The organism is Caulobacter sp. FV1ye6ST (assembly GCF_058681225.1).
The window spans coordinates 3358532-3376295 of the sequence record NZ_CM178733.1 but is presented as its reverse complement, the minus strand read 5'-3'; the positions used below and the strand labels follow the sequence as shown (position 1 = coordinate 3376295).

Annotated in this window: 19 protein-coding genes; 13 read left to right on the top strand and 6 right to left on the bottom strand. The window is 67.8% G+C overall.

Features of this window, described 5'->3' with window-relative positions:
- Window positions 1–5 precede the first annotated feature (5 nt).
- The 3 genes from ACW175_RS16310 to xth form a co-directional block, all read right to left on the bottom strand.
- A complete protein-coding gene (locus tag ACW175_RS16310; RefSeq protein ID WP_492101063.1) occupies window positions 6–1973 on the bottom strand; it encodes a potassium transporter Kup in 1968 nt (655 codons plus the stop codon).
- Between the two features lie 115 nt (window positions 1974–2088).
- A complete protein-coding gene (locus tag ACW175_RS16305) occupies window positions 2089–3015 on the bottom strand; it encodes a hypothetical protein (RefSeq protein ID WP_492101062.1) in 927 nt (308 codons plus the stop codon).
- Window positions 3016–3070: 55 nt separating this feature from the next.
- Window positions 3071–3859, bottom strand: coding sequence for an exodeoxyribonuclease III (xth, locus tag ACW175_RS16300; protein ID WP_492101061.1), 789 nt, complete (start codon window positions 3857–3859; stop codon window positions 3071–3073).
- Here xth and ACW175_RS16295 point away from each other — a divergent pair.
- On the top strand, window positions 3859–4233 hold the full coding sequence (locus ACW175_RS16295; RefSeq protein ID WP_492101060.1) for a hypothetical protein: 375 nt from the start codon (window positions 3859–3861) through the stop codon (window positions 4231–4233). The genes xth and ACW175_RS16295 overlap by 1 nt on opposite strands.
- Here the strand turns inward: ACW175_RS16295 and erpA are convergent.
- Window positions 4230–4562, bottom strand: a complete 333-nt coding sequence (gene erpA, locus ACW175_RS16290; protein WP_099579704.1) for an iron-sulfur cluster insertion protein ErpA — start codon at window positions 4560–4562, stop codon at window positions 4230–4232. The genes ACW175_RS16295 and erpA overlap by 4 nt on opposite strands.
- Window positions 4563–4650: 88 nt before the next feature.
- Here erpA and ACW175_RS16285 point away from each other — a divergent pair, with 88 nt between their 5' ends.
- The 5 genes from ACW175_RS16285 to scpB all read left to right on the top strand — a co-directional run bounded on the left by ACW175_RS16285 (window position 4651) and on the right by scpB (window position 9416).
- Window positions 4651–5835, top strand: coding sequence for a deoxyguanosinetriphosphate triphosphohydrolase (locus ACW175_RS16285; protein WP_492101059.1), 1185 nt, complete (start codon window positions 4651–4653; stop codon window positions 5833–5835).
- Window positions 5836–6082: 247 nt separating this feature from the next.
- The gene (gene ftsN, locus ACW175_RS16280; RefSeq protein ID WP_492101058.1) at window positions 6083–6889 is read left to right on the top strand and encodes a cell division protein FtsN; all 807 of its coding nucleotides are present in this window, start codon (window positions 6083–6085) and stop codon (window positions 6887–6889) included.
- A gap of 12 nt (window positions 6890–6901) precedes the next feature.
- Window positions 6902–7927 carry a beta-N-acetylhexosaminidase gene (nagZ, locus tag ACW175_RS16275; protein ID WP_492101057.1) on the top strand — a complete coding sequence of 342 codons (1026 nt, stop codon included), beginning with the start codon at window positions 6902–6904 and terminating at the stop codon, window positions 7925–7927.
- Window positions 7924–8748 (top strand): segregation and condensation protein A, encoded by an 825-nt coding sequence (locus ACW175_RS16270; RefSeq protein WP_492101056.1) that lies wholly within the window; start codon window positions 7924–7926, stop codon window positions 8746–8748. The genes nagZ and ACW175_RS16270 overlap by 4 nt, the downstream gene beginning before the upstream one ends.
- Window positions 8745–9416, top strand: coding sequence for an SMC-Scp complex subunit ScpB (gene scpB / locus ACW175_RS16265; protein WP_492101055.1), 672 nt, complete (start codon window positions 8745–8747; stop codon window positions 9414–9416). The genes ACW175_RS16270 and scpB overlap by 4 nt, the downstream gene beginning before the upstream one ends.
- Before the next feature lie 104 nt (window positions 9417–9520).
- Here scpB and ACW175_RS16260 read toward each other — a convergent pair whose 3' ends face one another.
- Entirely contained in the window at window positions 9521–9832 is a 312-nt protein-coding gene (locus tag ACW175_RS16260) for a hypothetical protein (protein ID WP_492101054.1), read from the bottom strand.
- A 280-nt stretch (window positions 9833–10112) separates the two neighbouring features.
- On the opposite strand from ACW175_RS16260, the gene tatA reads away from it, so the two are divergent.
- The 3 genes from tatA (at window position 10113) to tatC (ending at window position 11925) form a co-directional block, all read left to right on the top strand.
- The gene (gene tatA, locus ACW175_RS16255) at window positions 10113–10337 is read left to right on the top strand and encodes a twin-arginine translocase TatA/TatE family subunit (RefSeq protein ID WP_099579690.1); all 225 of its coding nucleotides are present in this window, start codon (window positions 10113–10115) and stop codon (window positions 10335–10337) included.
- An 89-nt stretch (window positions 10338–10426) separates the two neighbouring features.
- A complete protein-coding gene (gene tatB / locus ACW175_RS16250; protein ID WP_492101053.1) occupies window positions 10427–11008 on the top strand; it encodes a Sec-independent protein translocase protein TatB in 582 nt (193 codons plus the stop codon).
- On the top strand, window positions 11005–11925 hold the full coding sequence (gene tatC / locus ACW175_RS16245) for a twin-arginine translocase subunit TatC (protein WP_492101052.1): 921 nt from the start codon (window positions 11005–11007) through the stop codon (window positions 11923–11925). Before tatB ends, tatC begins: the two co-directional genes overlap by 4 nt.
- Before the next feature lie 195 nt (window positions 11926–12120).
- Here tatC and ACW175_RS16240 read toward each other — a convergent pair whose 3' ends face one another.
- Window positions 12121–12576 (bottom strand): UrcA family protein, encoded by a 456-nt coding sequence (locus ACW175_RS16240; protein ID WP_492101051.1) that lies wholly within the window; start codon window positions 12574–12576, stop codon window positions 12121–12123.
- Between the two features lie 369 nt (window positions 12577–12945).
- Between ACW175_RS16240 and serS the strand changes: the two genes are divergently transcribed.
- The 4 genes from serS (at window position 12946) to dipM (ending at window position 17717) form a co-directional block, all read left to right on the top strand.
- Window positions 12946–14241 (top strand): serine--tRNA ligase, encoded by a 1296-nt coding sequence (serS, locus tag ACW175_RS16235; protein WP_492101050.1) that lies wholly within the window; start codon window positions 12946–12948, stop codon window positions 14239–14241.
- Window positions 14238–15053, top strand: coding sequence for a 5'/3'-nucleotidase SurE (gene surE / locus ACW175_RS16230; protein ID WP_492101049.1), 816 nt, complete (start codon window positions 14238–14240; stop codon window positions 15051–15053). Before serS ends, surE begins: the two co-directional genes overlap by 4 nt.
- Window positions 15050–15715: a protein-L-isoaspartate(D-aspartate) O-methyltransferase gene (locus ACW175_RS16225; RefSeq protein WP_099579678.1), complete on the top strand. Its 666-nt coding sequence runs from the start codon at window positions 15050–15052 to the stop codon at window positions 15713–15715. Before surE ends, ACW175_RS16225 begins: the two co-directional genes overlap by 4 nt.
- A gap of 94 nt (window positions 15716–15809) precedes the next feature.
- The gene (dipM, locus tag ACW175_RS16220) at window positions 15810–17717 is read left to right on the top strand and encodes a cell division endopeptidase DipM (protein WP_492101048.1); all 1908 of its coding nucleotides are present in this window, start codon (window positions 15810–15812) and stop codon (window positions 17715–17717) included.
- Window positions 17718–17764: the final 47 nt, after the last annotated feature.

Here is a 17764-nt window from a genome sequence, read left to right as displayed (position 1 = left end):
CGCCGCTAGAGGCTGACCTGCGCCCCTAGCTCCACCACCCGTCCCGGCGGCAGGTGGAAGAAGGTGGTCGGGTCGGCCGCGTTGCGGGTCAGGAAGGTGAAGAGCTTGCGCTTCCAGGCGGGCAGGGCGTCGGGCGCCACCGAGGGCACGATCGTGCGGCGGCTGACGAAGAACGACGTGCTCATGATGTCGAACTTCAGCCCCTGCTTGCGGCAGGCCGCCAGAGCCTGCGGAATGTTCGGGCTTTCCATGTAGCCGTAACGCACGGTGACCAGCGAGAAGCGGTCGTCGAGGGTCTTGGTCTCGATGCGCTGGTCGTCGGGCACGTAGGGCGTGGTCTCGTTGACCACCTTCAGCAGTACGTTGCGCTCGTGCAGGACCTTGAAGTGCTTGAGGCTGTGCATCAGGGCCGGCGGCGTCGTCTCGGGGTCCGAGGTCAGATAGACGGCCGTGCCGGGCGTCGCGGCGGCCGGGCGGCGGGCGATCATCTCGCGGAAGTCGGCGAACGGTAGGCCGTCCTTGTTGAGCTTCGTGCGCAGGCGCTCGGTGGCGCTGACGAAGATCGACATCAGCAGGCAGAGGCCCGCGCCCAGGGCCAGCGGCGCCCAGCCGCCGGTCAGCACCTTCAGCAGGTTGGCGACGAAGAAGGTCAGGTCCAGGGCGAACAGCGGAATGATCAGGGCCAGGGACGCCCATAGGCTCCAGTTCCAGACGTGGCGCACGACGATGTACGCCAGCAGGGTGGTGACCACCATCGTGCCGGTCACCGAGATGCCGTAGGCGTGCGCCAGGGCGCTGGACGAGCGGAACGACAGCACTACCAGGACGACGCCGACGAACAGCAGCCAGTTGATCGGCGCGACATAGATCTGGCCAGCCTCGGTGGTCGAGGTGATCTTGACGTCCATGCGCGGCAGCAGGCCCAGCTGGATCGCCTGCTGGGTCAGCGAGAAGGCGCCCGTGATCACCGCCTGGCTGGCGATGACCGTGGCGACGCCCGAGAACAGCACCAGGGCCAGCCGCCACTGGTGCGGCGCAAGCTGGAAGAACCAGTCGGCGTTTTGCAGGGGCGTGCCCGCGGCCTCTGCGGCGGTCAGGGCCTGGGAGGCCAGGGCCGCCTGGCCGAAATAGTTCAGGGCCAGCATCGGCAGGGCCAGGGTGAACCACGACATCTGGATAGGGCCGCGGCCGAAGTGACCCATGTCGGCGGTCAGGGCCTCGGCCCCGGTGACCGTCAGGAACACCGCGCCCATGACCAGGAAGCCCGTAAGGCCGTGGTGCGTCAGGAAATAGATGGCGTAGGTCGGCGAGATCGCCGCCAGCACGCTGGGATCGTCCTTGATGTGCCAGACACCCAGAGCGCCCAGGCACAGGAACCAGCAGACCATGATCGGGCCGAAGATGCCGGCCACTTTGGCCGTGCCCTTGGCCTGGAAGGCGAAGAGGGCGGTCAGGATCACCAGGCTGGTGACGATCACCTCCTGGGTGTCGAACCAGCCGGCGAAGCCGCGCACCGATTTCAGGCCCTCGACCGCCGACAGCACCGAGATGGCCGGGGTGATCACCCCGTCGCCGTAGAACAGCGCCGCGCCGATGGCGCCGAGGGCGAAGATCAGGCCCGTGCGCCCCTTGGCGCCCTGCTGGGCGAGAGCCATCAGCGACAGCACCCCGCCTTCGCCCTTGTTCGAGGCGCGCATCAGGAAGAGGACGTACTTGACCGTCACGACCAGGATCAGCGCCCACAGGGCCAGGGACAGCACGCCCATGATCTCGGGACGCACCAGGCCGTCGCGCGCGGCTTCCTCAAGCGCATCGCGGAAGGCGTAGAGGGGGCTGGTGCCGATGTCGCCGAATACGACGCCCACGCTGCCCAGCGCCAACGGCCAGAAACGCGACGTCGCGTGGCCGTGGTTGGAAGCTTGAGTTGTGGGGGTCGAGGAGGCTGTGTCGGCGAGGGGTTCTTTGCCCGCCATGTAAGCTCGAGGCTCCGATGCGCCGGCTCACGTCCGGCGGCGGCGCTTTACGCTCGTCCCCGCGTCGCAGCAATCGAAATTCGACGGATCGGCGTTACCGTTGCCGCAAGCGTGATCAGTCGTCCAGATCGAAGGGCAGCTCGTCCTGGTCTGTCGGGGTCTCGCGCCGGGCTTTGGAGACGGGCTTGTAGGTCGGCGTCGGCGGCGGGGCGTAGGGCTCGTCGTCCTGCTCGTCATCCCAGGGCGGTGCGTCGAACATGTCGGGCTCGGCGACGGGTTTGGGCGCGGCGGGCGGGGGCGGGGCGGCGGTCGGGCGGGAGACGGGGCGCGCCGGCGCGGCGCGCGAGGCGTCGTCGAACGATGAGCGGCGCGCCAGCGGCGGCGGGGTGTCGGGCAGGGGCGGGGGCGCGCGGAAATCGTCGTCTTCGTCCTCGTCGTCATAGTCGACGGGCTCGGGCATCGGCGCGGGGCGAGGGGCCGCCACGGACGCGGCCGTTGGCTGGGTCGGGCGCGGCGGCAGCGGGCGGCGGACGATGGCCTCGCAGCGGGCCAGCCAGCGATTGGCCTCCTGCATCAGCTCGCCGGGCGAGCGGCTCTCGCGGCGCTGCTCGTCGCCGGGAGCCCAGAGTTCGAGGGCGAAGTCTGGATGGCGCGGATCGTCGAAGATCAGGCGCAGGGTGACCGACTGGGCCTGGGGCGCGACATGATCGATGGCCCGACGGCCCTCGCCCCGGAAGACGCGGCCCATCACCTGGCCGTCGACCAGCAGTTCGGCGCCCATCAGCTCTTCAAGGCGATAGATCAGGCACCAGGCTCCCCGATCCCAGGCCACGGCCAGCAGGTTGGTCGAGAACGAGAAGCCCGCGCCGCGACCCCGGCCGCGCGCCACGACGAAGCCTTCGGGATCGCTTTTCAGCACATGGCGCAGGGCCCGGCGCAGACGCCGGTCCTCATCGCCGTACCAGATGGCCAGGCTGCCCAGGAACGTCACCGCCGAGCCGGCGATGGCCACGAACAGCAAAAGACGCGCGAGTTCGCTCATAGTGAGGCCAAGCTATCGAGAGTCCTGATTCCCGGACAGAGGCGCTATTGGGGGCTTAGTCGCGAAAGTGGCCGACGACCGGCACGTGGTCGGACGGCTTTTCCTTGTCGCGCTCGTCGCGGTGGATGACGACCTGGGACAGGCGGTCCACGGCCTGGGGCGAGCACAGCAGGTGGTCGATGCGAATCCCCAGGTTCCGGGGCCAGGCGCCGGCCTGGTAGTCCCAGAAGGTGTAGCCGCCCGGCGCGCCGTCGACCTGCATGTAGGCGTCGGTGAAACCCAGGTTCTTCAGCGCCCGGAACGCGCCGCGGCTCTCGGGCTGATAGAGGGCGTCGCCGAGCCAAGCCTCCGGATTGGCCACGTCCTCGGCTTCGGGGATGACGTTGTAGTCGCCCAGGATCACCAGCGGCTCCTCGAAGGCCAGCAGGCTCGTCGCGTGGGCGTGCAGCCGCCGCATCCAGGCCAGCTTGTAGTCGAACTTCTCGGTGCCGATCGGATTGCCATTGGGCAGATAGATGCCGACCACACGAAACGGGACCGGCGCGGCGATCACAGCCTCGACATAGCGCGACTGCTCGTCGACCTCGTCCTCGGAAAGGAACGGCAGCCCCTTGCGGACGTCCTCCAGGGGGAACTTCGAAAGCAGGGCGACGCCGTTATAGGTCTTCTGGCCGTGGACGACGACGTTGTAGCCTAGCCGCTCGAAGGCTTCGGTCGGGAACTTCTCGTCGACGCACTTTATCTCCTGCAGCACGGCCACGTCCGGCGCTTCCGATTCGAACCAAGCCAGCACGCCTTCCAGGCGAGCGTTGATCGAATTGACGTTCCAAGTGGCGATACGCATTGACGGCTCCAGACTGCGGCGGGAGGCTAGGGCGCATGAAGGTCGCGCTCAAGTCAGCTGGCAAGCCAATCGATCGAAGACAGCTCGCGCTCATGGTGCTGGCCACCGGCGCATGCCTGGCCTTTGCCGGGATCGGCGCGATCCTGGCCATCTTCACGCCGCTGGTGTTCGACCGGGCGGGCAACATGCTGAATCCCATCGCCTGGCTGGGCTTCGTGTTCGGCGCGCTGTTCTGGGCGGTGTGCCTGCTGGCTCCGCTGGCCGGCTGGATCCTGTGGCGCAAGGGTCAAACGCCCTTCGCCTGGGCCGCCATGGCCGCGCCGCTGGCCTGGGGCGCGCTGACGCTGACCCTGCTGCAGTTCGTGCCAGCTTAAATAGAGAAGCTGACCCCGCAGCCGCAGCTGGACTTGGCGTTCGGGTTGCGGACGCGGAACTCCGCGCCGGCCAGTTCATCGACGAAGTCGATCTCCGAACCCTTCAAAAGGGCCATGGAGACGACGTCGACCAGCGCCACGGCGTCGTCGCGCTCGACCTTCAGGTCATCGTCCTCGACGGCGTCGACCAGGTCGAAACGGTACTGGAAGCCGGAGCATCCGCCGCCATCGACGGCGACGCGCAGCATCAGGGGACGGCCCTCGCTGGCGGCGATGGCCTTGATCCGACGCGCGGCGTTTTCGGAAAGCGTTAAGTCTACTTGGGTCATGGCTGTGGAAAACTCACCTCAGGCCTATATGAGGGTGACGCGGCCTCTACGGAAGGGGCCAAATCGTCCAACGCGATAAAGGCGGTTCATGACCTCGACCCCGTACTTCGTCCCGCGCGCGCCCTACGCCGAAGATCCGTTCAAGTCGCGTGGCCGTCGGTTCAAGGAAGACGAGAGCCGCACGCGCACGCCGTTCGCGCGCGATCGCGACCGCATCATCCACACCTCGGCCTTCCGTCGGTTGAAGGAAAAGACCCAGGTCTTCGTTGCGCACGAGGGCGACAACTTCCGCACGCGCCTGACTCACTCGCTGGAAGTGGCGCAGGTCGCCCGCTCGCTGGCCACGGCCCTGGGTCTGGACAGCGACCTGGCCGAGACCATCGCCCTGGGCCATGACATCGGCCACCCGCCGTTCGGCCACGCCGGCGAGGACGAGCTCGAACTGCAGATGAAGGCCTTCGGGGGCTTCGACCACAACGTCCAGACCTTCCGGGTCGTGACCGAGCTGGAGCACCGCTATCCGGATTTCCTGGGCCTGAACCTGACCTGGGAGACCCTGGAAGGGATCATCAAGCACAACGGGCCGGTCACGAACAAGCTGGGCAAGCCGTCCTGGAAGGCGATTCAGAAGTACGACGCCGAGTACGACCTCGGCCTGAACACCTGGGCGTCGGCCGAGGCGCAGGTCGCGGCCCTGGCCGATGACATCGCGTACAATAATCACGACGTCGACGACGGCGTGACCGCGGGCCTGTTCACCCTGGATGAGCTGATGGACGTGCCGCTGATCGGCCCGATCCTGGCGGCCGTGAAGAGCGAGCGCCCCGACCTCGACCCGCGCCTGACCCACCTGGAAGCCATCCGCCGGATGATCGGCGCGATGATCGACGACGTGATGGGCGAAACCCTGCAGCGCGCCGCGGCCACCGGCGTGTCGTCAGCCGACGACGTCCGCGCTCTGGACCACGCCCTGGTCGCCTTCTCGCCGGACATGGCCGAGGACCTGGCCCGTCTGCGCGCTTTCCTGCACGAGCGCATGTACCGCCACTGGCGCGTCAACCGCACCCGCAGCCAGGCTCGCCGTATTCTGGGCGAAATGTTCACGCTATTCCTCAAGGAGCCGGAGGTCTTGCCGACCGTCTGGTTCGCCAAGTCGCAGAACCGCGACGAAGCCGGCCGCGCCCGCGTCGTCTGCGATTACATCGCGGGCATGACCGACCGCTTCGCGATAGAAGAACACCGAAAGCTGTTCCACCTCGACGTCTGGAACTGAGGCTCGAGCCTGTCTTTCAGACAGGCTCAATCTTAAACGTTGGAGCAGGATAGCCGGCTATTCTGCTCTCGGGGCTTCAGAGACTCAGAGCGGGGACGCGAGCGGCCGATCGTCTGCCACCTGAGCGGGGCGGACGCTTCTGGGACGGGCCGGCGAAGGGTAACCTAGGGTCGCGCGCGTCTGATTCGATGCGTTCGACCTGTGCGACCCTGTTTGGACGCCCAAGAGTATCTGGAGCCTAGCCGAGATGTCCGATCCGCACCGCGGGGCCTATACGCCGCCCACCGACGCGCCGTTGTCCTTCGACGCGCGTCAGCCCGTACGCGGCGCTCGCCCGCTGCCCATGACGCTGATCATCAGCGCGGTGGTGCTGGTGACCCTCGTCGTCGGGGTGATCCTGGTCTATCGCGGCGGCGTGCGGAATCCGAACGATCCGCCGCAGGCCGTCGGGACGGAAGTGGCCCAGATGAAGACCCCGCCGCCGGCCGGCAGCCAGCCGCAGGATCCCGCCGCGGGCCTGCAAATCTATCACAACGAGGAGCCGCAGCCCTCCGCCACCTTCGCCGCGCCGCCCGAGGCGCCGCAGGCCCGTCCGGCTGCGCCGGTCGCCAGCGCCCCGGTGCAGACCGCCGCCCTGCCGGCCGCCAAGCCCGCGCCGACCGCGGCGCAGCCGGCGACCCAGGCCGCCAAGCCGGCCCCGACCATCGAATCCCTGGCGACCGCCGCCGCCCAGAAGCCGGCGCCCAAGCCCGTGCAACTGGCCGCCACCACGCCCGCCAAGCCGGTCGCCGCGACCTCGGCCGCCGGATCGGGCGGCCCGGCCATCGTGCAGATCGGCGCGCTGTCCTCGCCGGCCCTGGCCGACAAGGCCTGGACCGACGCCACCCGCCTGGCCCCGGGCCTCGCCGCCGGCAAGGGCAAGAAGGTCGAGGCGATCGACAAGAACGGCACGACGCTCTACCGGACCTCGGTGACCGGTTTCGCCACCCGCGAGGCCGCCAAGGCCTTCTGCGAGGCGATCTCGGCCTCGGGCAAGTCCTGCTTCGTGAAGTAAGGAACTATCCCCTTGAGCACATCTTCCGCCGCTATCCTCGGCTGCGCCGGGACCACGCTGACGGCCGAAGAGGTCGCGTTCTTCCGGGATGTGAAGCCGTGGGGCTTCATCCTGTTCAAGCGTAACATCGCCGATCCGGAGCAGGTGAGGGCGCTGACCGCCGCTCTGCGCGCCGCGGTCGGCCGTGACGACGCCCCGATCCTGATCGACCAGGAGGGCGGACGCGTCGCCCGCCTGCAGCCGCCGCACTGGCGCGTCTATCCTCCCGGCCGCGCCTATGGCGAGCTGGTGGCCAATGATCCGCTGACGGCGCGCGAGATCACCCGCCTGGGCTCGCGGCTGATCGCCCACGACCTGCGGTCGATCGGCATCAATGTCGACTGCGTGCCGGTGCTGGACGTGCCGGATCCCAATGGCCACGAGATCATCGGCGACCGCGCCTATGGCGACACGCCCGAGCAGGTGGCCACCCTGGGCCGCGCGGCCGCCGAAGGCCTGCTGGCCGGCGGCGTCCTGCCGATCATCAAGCACATCCCCGGCCACGGCCGCGCCCTGAGCGACAGCCACCTGGAGCTGCCGGTCGTGAAGGCCAAGCTGCTGGAACTGGAAATCCGCGACTTCGCGCCGTTCCGCGTGCTGTCCGACATGCCGATGGCGATGACGGCCCACGTCGTCTACACGGCCATCGACCGCAACCGTCCGGCGACAACGTCGAAGAAGGTGATCAAGAAGATCATCCGCGAATCCATCGGCTTCGACGGACTTCTTATGAGCGACGACCTGTCGATGAAGGCGCTGAGCGGCGACTTCAAGCAGCGGGCCAAGGACAGCCTGTCGGCCGGCTGCGACGTTGTCCTGCATTGCAATGGCGACATGGCCGAGATGAAGGCCGTGATGTCCGGCGTCGGCCGCCTGGGCAAGGAGGCCCGCCGCCGGGCCCAGGCCGTCATGGGCCGCCTGGTCAAGGTTCCAGAGCCCTTTGACGTGGCCGAGGCCCGCGCCCGCTTCGACGCCGCCTTCGACGGCAAATACGCTTGAGCACGGGCTTCCAGCCCACCTTCGACTTCGAGGCCGCCAACGAGGCGGCCGAAGACGGCGCGGCGCTGGTCATCGACATCGACGGCTATGAAGGCCCGCTCCATGTCTTGTTGGCCCTGGCGCGCAGCCAGAAGGTCGACCTGCTGCAGCTGTCGATCACCAAGCTCGCCGAGCAGTACCTGGCCTTCGTGCAGCAGGCTCGCCGCGTGCGGTTTTCCCTGGCCGCCGACTATCTGGTCATGGCCGCCTGGCTGGCCTATCTGAAATCCCGCCTGCTGCTGCCCAAACCCGAGCGCGCCAAGGCCGAGGAGCCGCCGGCCGAGGAAATGGCCGCCCAACTGGCCTTCCGCCTCGCCAAGCTCGACGTCATGCGCAAGGCCGTCGAGGCCCTGAAGGAGCGCCCCATCCTGGGCCGCGACGTCTTCATGCGTGGCGATCCCGAGGCGGTGAAGATCGTCTCCTCGACCCGGCTGGAGGGTGACCTCTACGGCCTGATGAGCGCCTACATCACCCAGCGCAAGCGCGAGCACAGCCGCCACTACGCCCCACGCCCACCGACGGCTTATCCTCTGGAGGACGCCCGCGACCGCCTGCGTAGCCTGCTGCCGAAGATGGAGGACTGGACGGTCCTCTCCACCGTCGCCCCGATCGAGCGGGCGCTTGAGGAGGACGATGGCCCCACGCCCGCCTCGTACCTGGCCTCGACCCTCTCGGCCTCGCTGGAGCTGGTGAAGGAGGGCGTCCTGGAGGCGCGGCAGATGGGGGCGTTCGAGGCCATCTACTTGCGGACCAGGGCGGAGCCGCTAGAGGTCAGCGAATGACCGCCCCTCTGGAACCTCTCTTCGTCGAGCGCTGCATCGAGGCCCTGTTGTTCGCGGCGGCCGAGCCGCTCAGCGACGTCGACCTGGCCAAGCGCCTGCCGGCGGGAGCCGACATCGCCGCAGGCCTGGAAGGCTTGCGGGCGCGCTACGAGGGGCGGGGGATCGAGCTGGTCCGCGTGGCCGATCGCTGGCGGTTCCAGACGGCGAGCGACCTGTCGTTCCTGATGACCGAGGAGCGCGAAGAGCCGCGCCGCCTGTCCAAGGCCGCCCAGGAGACCCTGGCCATCGTCGCCTATCACCAGCCCGTCACCCGGGCGGAGATCGAGGCCGTGCGCGGGGTGCAGGCCAGCCGGGGCACGCTGGATGTTTTGCTGGAGCTGGGCCTGATCCGTATGCGCGGCCGTCGGCGCACGCCCGGACGGCCGGTGACGTTCGGCACGACGGACGCGTTCCTCGAGCACTACGGCCTGGCCGCGCTGTCGGACCTGCCGGGTATCGCCGAGATGAAGGCCGCCGGTCTGCTGGAAATGAACCTGCCGCCGGGCTTCACCGTGCCCGATCCGCTGGGCTTGCGCCCCGACGACGAGGATCCGCTGGATCTGGACGACGGCGAGTCGCCGGAATTCGCCCAGGACTTCCTGGGCGAGCCGGAGAAAGCGGAAAACTAGGGGGACCGAAACCTCGCCCTTCGACAGGCTCAGGGTGAGGTTTCTGCCAAACCGCCGTCAAAAGTAGTCCTCACCCTGAGCTCGTCGAAGGGCGAGGGCGGACCCTACGCCATGATGTCGGCGACGAGACCCTTCTGACCCTTCTTGGCCGGATCGTTCTGGACCTGCTGCTTGATCATGTCCTTGAGCTTTTGCTCGATCTTGGCCCGCTCCTCGGGGCTCATCGCCTTCACCTGCTCCTCGGTGACGCCCAGCTTGGCCAGCATCATGGCCCGCATCTTCTGGGCCGGGGTCATCGCCTGGTACTTCAGGAAGTCGTCCTTGGCCGACGTTTCGCCGACGGGCGATGAGGTGTTGGCGGTCACGCCGCTGTAGGCGCCGGCGTAGCTGGACGAACCGATGGACGAAATGGACATGACGCGCGCTCGAACTGGAGGGTGCGACACTGTGTGCAAGGCGTGGGCCATGCGCGGGAAGCTAGGCTTTACAGATCCTTAGCCGGCAAAGGCGCGGGCGAAGCGTGGCCGCTCGGTCAACCCGGCCGAGCAGAACTTGCCCATAAGCCGCGCTGGCCGCCCCCAACCTCCCGTTCGCAGGCGAACGATGGTCGCCGGCCCCGTGAGCGCCTATATTCCCAGGCATGTTGTAACGACGCGTCGCAGCGGCTATCTGGCGCTGTCGCAAGGAGTCTCGATTATGGGAAGTCTCGGTCCGATTCACTGGATCATCGTCGCCGTCGTGGTGCTGCTGTTGTTCGGCGGCCGCGGCAAGCTGTCGGGCATCATGGGCGACGCGGCCAAGGGCATTCGCGCGTTCAAGGACGGCCTGAAGGACGACACCAGCAGCGAAGTCGCCGACAACAAGTCCAAGGGCGCCCTGCCGCGCACCGAGCAGGAAGCCGAAGAGCTTCGCAAGTCGTAAGACCTTGAAGCGCGCGAGGAGGGGTTCTTCGCGCGCGTATGTCCACTTCACGCGGGGAGCCATCGGCTCCGCCGTTCTAAGGCGCGTCCATGCTTCCTGATATCGGCGGCACAGAACTCCTGGTCATCGCCGCCGTCGCTTTGATCGTGGTCGGTCCCAAGGATTTGCCCGCGCTGCTGCGCAAACTGGGCCAGTTCGTGGGCCGGATGCGGGGCATGGCGTCGGAATTCCGCGCCAGCTTCGACGAGATGGCGCGCCAGTCCGAACTGGACGAGCTGCGCCGCGAAGTGCAGGCCATGCGCTCGGGCCAATTCACCACGCCCACGCCAACCGCCGACCCGCATGTCGATCAGGTCTTCGCCGACATCGACGCCTCGCTGTCCAGCGGCGCGACCCAGATGCACCCCTATGCTGGCGGCGATATCCACAATCCGGCCTTGAGCGCCGACAACGCGGTTCCCGCGCCGGGCGTCGAGATCGTCGAGAAGCCCAAGCGCGCGCCGCGCAAGAAGGCCGTCGCCGAACCCACGCCGGTCGAAACCGTCAAGGCTCCGCGCAAGCGCGCGGCCTCCAAGAAAGACATCACGGTCGAGGCCCCCAAGGCCGTCCGCGCGCCTCGTAAGCGCGCGGCCAAGGCCGGCGGCTCCACCGCTTCGGACATCGTCTCGTGAACGACAAGGCCATCGGATACGACCCGCAGGATGCGCACGAGGACGAGATCGAGTCGTCGCGCGCGCCGCTTCTGGATCACCTGATCGAGCTGCGCACCCGCCTGATCATCTGCGTCGGCGCGATCGCCGTCGCCTTCGGCGTCTGCTTCGCGTTCGTGAAGCCGATCTTCCTGTTCCTGGTCCGGCCGTTCACCGTGGCCGAGGGCTTGAAGGCCGTGCAGGACGCCGGCGGGCATCACGGCTCGTTCGACCTCATCCTGGCCTTGATCGGCATCAAGCACGTGCCGCCCTCCGCCTTGAAGGACATCACCCTGCAGGCCACCGCGCCGCTCGAGCAGTTCTTCACCAACATCAAGCTGTCGGCGTTCGCGGCCATCGTGGTGGCCTTTCCGATCATCGCCTGGCAGCTTTACCGCTTCGTCGCGCCGGGCCTGTACAAGAAGGAGCGCAATGCGTTCCTGCCGTTCCTGGTCGCTTCGCCGGTGCTGTTCCTGATGGGCTCGGCGCTGGTCTATTACGTGATGCTGCCTTTCGTGCTTTGGTTTTCGCTGAGCCAGCAGATCGTCGGCGACGGCGTGAAGGTGGTCTTGCAGACGCGGGTCTCGGAGTACCTGACCCTGGTGACGACCCTGCTGCTGGCCTTCGGCCTCAGCTTCCAACTGCCCGTGGTGCTGTCGCTGGGCGGCCTGGCGGGTCTGGTCAACTCTCAGATGCTGCGGACGGGCCGCCGCTACGCCATCGTCGCCGTCTTCGTGGTGGCCGCCATCGTCACCCCGCCGGACCCGATCAGCCAGATCACCCTCGCGGTGCCGCTGTGCCTGCTCTACGAGATCTCGATCTGGTGCGTGTGGCTGATCGAACGCCGCCGCAAGCGGGAAGACGACGAGGAAGCCGGCAAGGATATCGTCGCGGTTTAAGTTATTCTCTTCCCCGCTTGATGGGGGAAGGGCAGGGATGGGGAGACCCGCTGAGTTGACTACGGCGCTCGGCATCGACCGCCCAGTCACCCCACCCCTCCCCATCAAGGGGAGGGGCGTTAGAGGTCCAGACATAAAAAAGGGCCCCGCGGCTGATCCGCGGGGCCCTTCTTTTTTTTGCTCGAAACCTAAGCCTTAGGCGGCGGCGCCGACGCGCGCTTGCAGTTGGGCCTTGGCGGCGCGGACGGTGTCGGCCACGCACGACGAGTAGTTCACGACGCTGAAGTTCGGGCCCTGGGCCTTGCAGACCGTCTGGGCGGCCGTGCGGATCTCGGCGTGGATCTGCTCCTGGGTCTTGCCCTTCAGCGAGATGCGGACGACCGAGACGGTCTCGACGGCGGCCGGCTTGCCGGAGACGCGGGCGCGCATGATCGAGGCCAGTTGGCGGTGGGCGACCATCATGGCGTTGTCGACGCAGGCCGCGTCGCCGGCGCCGCAGACGGTGGCGGCGGCGGTCTTGATCTCGTTTTCGATCTGGACCGAGTTCTTGCCGGTCAGCGACACGCGGACTTCGGTGGCGGTCTTGGCGCCGGCCGGAGCGGCGACGGCGGCGGCGATGGCGAGGGCGGCGAAAGCGGCGAAGGTCTTCATGATTTCAAATTCCTTGGAATGATCGGGCGGCCGGTGCGGCGCGGAAAAAGACGCGTACTGAATTGGCGCGGCTTGTCGGCGATCGGGATTAAGTCCGTGTGACAAAGTCCGGCTAATTTCCGTTAACAGTTGGGTCGTTCGTGCCGTTTCGCGCGGAATTGGGGAAAAAGACGCTTTTCAGCCGTGCGTCATCCGGTCGCATCTTTTGAATTTTGGCGATTTCGCGCAATGCGGGGTTGTCCTGGCGGCCCTGGCCGGGGATCACGAAGCCGTGGGCAGGTCGCCCGCCCGTCCGGAAAGCTTGGCGCCCCCGCCGACGCGCCTTAGAGAGGGCGCTTCTCCATCGCCCATCTCCCGAGCTTGCGTTCGATGCACGACATCAAGGCCATCCGCGAAAACCCCGAAGCCTTCGAAGCCGCTTGGTCGGCCAAGGGGCGGTCGGGCGACGCCGCGCGGGCCGTCAAGCTGGACGCCCAGCTGCGCGCGGCCCAGACCGCGCTGCAAGAGGCCCAGGCCAAGCGCAATGAGAGCTCCAAGCTGATCGGCATGGCCAAGGCCAAGAAGGACGAGGCCGAGGCCGCGCGGCTGATGGCCGAGGTCGAGGCGCTGAAAGGCGTCATGGCGACCGCCGCCGAGGAAGAGGCCCTGGTCGGTGGCAAGCTGAAGGATCTGCTGGCCAGCCTGCCCAATATCCCGGCTCCGGAAGTGCCGTCGGGCGAGGACGAGCACGGCAATGTCGAGGAGCGCCGCTGGGGCGACGCCGCCAAGCTGCCAGCCGGCCGCCTAAACGCGCCCAAGGACCACGTCGACCTGGGCCACGCCCTGGGCGGCATGGACTTCGAAGCCGCCGCCCGCATGAGCGGCGCGCGCTTCGTGGTGCTGAAGAAAGAGATCGCCCGCCTGGAGCGCGCCATTGGCCAGTTCATGCTGGACCTGCAGACGGTCGAGCACGGCTACACCGAGATCAGCCCCCCGCTGCTGGTGCGCGACGAGGCTCTGTTCGGCACCGGGCAACTGCCGAAGTTCGCGGACGACCTGTTCCACACCACGGACGACCGCTGGCTGATCCCCACCGCCGAGGTCTCCCTCACCAATATCGTCCGCGAGCAGATCCTGGCCGAGGAAGAGCTGCCGATGCGCCTCACCGCGCTGACGCCCAGCTTCCGCGCCGAGGCCGGGTCGGCCGGTCGCGACACGCGCGGCATGATCCGCCAGCACCAGTTCTACAAGGTCGAGCTGGTCTCGATCACCACGCCCGACCAGTCGGAAGCCGAGCACCAGCGCATGGTCGAGTGCGCGGAAGCCGTGCTGAAGAAGCTGGAGCTGCCGTTCCGCACCATGCTGCTGTGCACCGGCGACATGGGCTTCGGCGCGAAAAAGACCTACGATCTGGAAGTCTGGCTGCCGTCGCAGAACATGTATCGCGAGATCAGCTCGTGCTCGAACTGCGGCGACTTCCAGGCCCGGCGCATGGAGGCTCGCTTCCGCAAGACCGGCGAGAAGGGCGGCCACTTCGTCCACACCCTGAACGGCTCGGGCCTGGCCGTCGGCCGCACCCTGGTGGCCGTGCTCGAGAACTACCAGGACGAGGCCGGGCGCATCCACATCCCGGCCGTGCTGCAACCCTATATGGGCGGACTGACCCACATCGGAGGCGACGCGTGAGGATCCTCCTCACCAACGACGACGGCATCAACGCGCCGGGCCTTGTGAGCCTGGAGAAGATCGCCCGCGCCCTGACCGGCGATGTGTGGATCTGCGCGCCGGAATACGAGCAGTCGGGCGCCAGCCGGGCCCTGACCCTGTCGGACCCGATCCGCGTCCGGAAGCTCGATGACCGCCGCTTCGCCGTCGAGGGCACGCCGACCGACTGCGTGATGATGGCCGTGCAGCAGTTGATCGACGGCCCCGCGCCGGACCTGGTGCTGTCGGGCGTCAATCGCGGTCAGAACCTGGCCGAGGACGTCACCCTCTCGGGCACGGTGGCCGGCGCCATCGAAGGCATGGCTCATGGCATCCGCTCGATCGCCCTGTCGCAGACCATGAACTTCTTCCATCACGAGGTCGTCGCCCACTGGGAGACGGCCGAGCATTTCGGTCCGGGCATTGTCCAGCGCCTGCTGGAAGTGGGCTGGCCGGCCGACGTGATCATGAACGTCAACTTCCCGGCCGTGACGCCGGATGAAGTGACCGAGGTCGAGGTCACCCGCCAGGGCTTCCGTGACGGCCTGCTGCGCAACATGGACAAGCGCACCGACCTGCGCGGCCGCGACTACTACTGGATGGGCTTCTCGGCCAAGGCGTCGGAGCCCGTCGACGGCACCGACCTGAAGGCGGTGTATTCGGGCCGCATCTCGGTCACGCCGCTGCATATCGACCTGACGCACAACGAGACCGTCCACAAGCTGAAGGGCGTGCTGGGCGGGGCTCCGCCGAAGCTCAAGGACTCATTCAGCCCCTCCCAGGAGGGCGAATGAGCGGAACGACCAAGGCCGCCGACAACGCCAAGGCCGACCTGCCGCGCCTGATGCAGGCCCTGCGTGACCAGGGCGTGACCGATCAGCAGGTGCTGAAGGCCATCGAGACCACGCCGCGCGATCTGTTCACGCCGGACCTGTTCAAGGACCGCTCGTGGGAGGATTCGGCCCTGCCGATCGCCTGCGGTCAGACCATCAGCCAGCCCTATATCGTCGGCCTGATGACCCAGGCCCTGACGATCGAGCCGCGCTGTCGGGTGTTGGAGATCGGCACCGGCTCGGGTTACCAGACCACCATCCTCAGCAAGGTCTCGCGCCTCGTCTACACGATCGAGCGCTACCGGACCCTGATGAAGGAGGCGGAAAGCCGCTTCCACACGCTGGGCCTGACCAATGTCATCACCAAGTTCGGCGATGGCGGCGAGGGCTGGGCCGAACAAGCGCCGTTCGACCGTATTATGGTCACGGCGGCGGCCGAAGATGATCCGAAACGGCTGCTTTCGCAGCTGAAGCCCAACGGCGTGCTGGTCGCGCCGGTGGGGAAGGGGCCAGTTCAAAGCCTTCGCCGCTATGCCGGCGACGGCAAAGGGGGCTTCCGGGTCGAGATTCTCTGCGACGTGCGTTTCGTGCCCCTGCTGGCCGGCGTCGCGAAGGATCAGTGAAGGTTGGGGGACGCGGCGTTTCGCGGCCTCTGGTGTTAAAGGTTGGTTTACCCTGGCGGCGGCCTTTGGTGGCTCCGGCGGGAAAGGAGAGGCTATGAGGCAGTTGTGGACGCGCGCGGCGGTGATCGCCCTGACGGCTGGAACGCTCGGCGCCCATGCGGAGGACGCGCGGGCCGCGGGCCAACGTTTCACGCCGAACTTCCCGATCACCCAGCCGCCGGCCACGCAGCCGGCTCCAACGACGACGGCGACTCCGGCGTCGGAGACCTTCTCGACCGCGCCGAGCCAGAGCGAGACCTTGCCGCGCCCGACGCCGATCTCGACCTCGGCCGCCCCGTCGGTCACCCAGTCGGAGCTGCCGCCGCCCGCTCATGCCACGACCTCCGCGCCCGCGCCGCAGCCGCGCGCCGTCCCGCCGAAGACCGTCGTCACCACCACCGTCACCGGTCCGGTGGTCAAAGTCCCGGGCAAGCCACAGGTGCGCGTCGTCGAATCCGGTGACGCCCTGGACGCCATCGCCCGCGGCTTCGGCTCGACCCGCGCCGAGCTTGTCGAGCTGAACGGCCTCAAGAAGCCGTACAATCTGAAGCTCGGCCAGAAGATCAAGGGCCCGGCCAAGGACGACCAGAAGGCCTATGTGGTCCAGACCGGCGACACCATCTTCGCCATCGCCAAGCGCTTCAACGTGACCGCCGCGGCCCTGGCCGACGAGAACGATCTGAAGGCCGGTTCGGCGATCAAGAAGGGCCAGAAGCTGGTCCTGCCGGATGGCTACAAGGACAAGGGGCCGATCAAGACGACCACGGTGCTGGCTGGCGCGCCCGCCTCGCAACCGGCCGTCGCCGAGGCCGAACCGAGCCGTCCCGCGCCGAGCCGGCCGACGGCCACGACACCCTCGCGTCCGACCTACACGCCGCCCGTCGCGAGCGAGCCGGACACTACGCCCGCCACGACCTCGACCACGACGCTCAGCGTCACCGGTTCAGTCACGACCGTCGCTGGTCCGCGCCAGATCCACACGGTGAAGTCGGGCGACACCTTGACCGCCATCGCCCGCAAGTTCGACGTCAGCGTCAGCGACCTTGCCGACGACAACAAGCTGAAGGCCGACAAGCCGCTGAAGCTGGGGACCAAGATCAAGGGCCCGGCGACCACCCAGAAGGCCTATGTCGCCGTCAGCGGCGACACCCTGGCCGGCATCTCCAAGCGCTTCAATGTCAGCGTCAAGGAACTGGCGTCGGAGAACAACCTGCGGGCCACGGCTTCGGTGAAGAAGGGCCAGAAGGTCCTGCTGCCCGACGGCTACAAGGACAAGGGCCCGATCCGGACCACGACCACCACGGTGGCGAAGCGTCCCGAGCCGACGCCTTCGACCACGCCGTCGACGCCCTCGAACACCTATGCCCGCGTCGACAGCTCGGCGCCTTCGGCCACGGCCCCCGCGCCGTCGACGCCGTCCAATCCGCAGCCTTACCAGCCCAGCGGCAACAGCTATTCGCGTCCCACCGCGCCGGTCGCCGCCCAGCCGGTCAGCCCGCCGCCGTCCTCGCGTCCGATCATCGAGAGCAGCGCCGCCCCGACCGAGGCCGAGATCATCGCCTCGGGCAAGGGCAAGTTCGCCTGGCCGGTGCGTGGCGAGATCATCTCGACCTTCGGCGTCAAGGGTACGGGCCAGCGCAACGACGGCCTGGACATCCGCGCCGCGCAAGGCACGCCGGTGCTGTCCGCCGCCGATGGCGAAGTGGCCTATGCCGGCAACCAAGTCCCGACCTTCGGCAATCTGGTGCTGGTCAAGCACGCCGACGGCTGGGTCACGGCCTACGCCCACCTCTCCAGCATCAATGTCAAGATGCGCCAGGCCGTGCGCCAGGGCGAGCAGCTGGGCGCGGTCGGCGCCACCGGCGGGACCAACGAGTCCAAGCTGCACTTCGAGATGCGCTACGCGCCGACGGTCAAAGACAAGGCCAAGCCGGTCGACCCGGCCCTGGTGCTGCCGCGCTAAGGCGTTCCGCGCGCTGAAACTCTGGACGGCCCGCTTCGAAAGAGGCG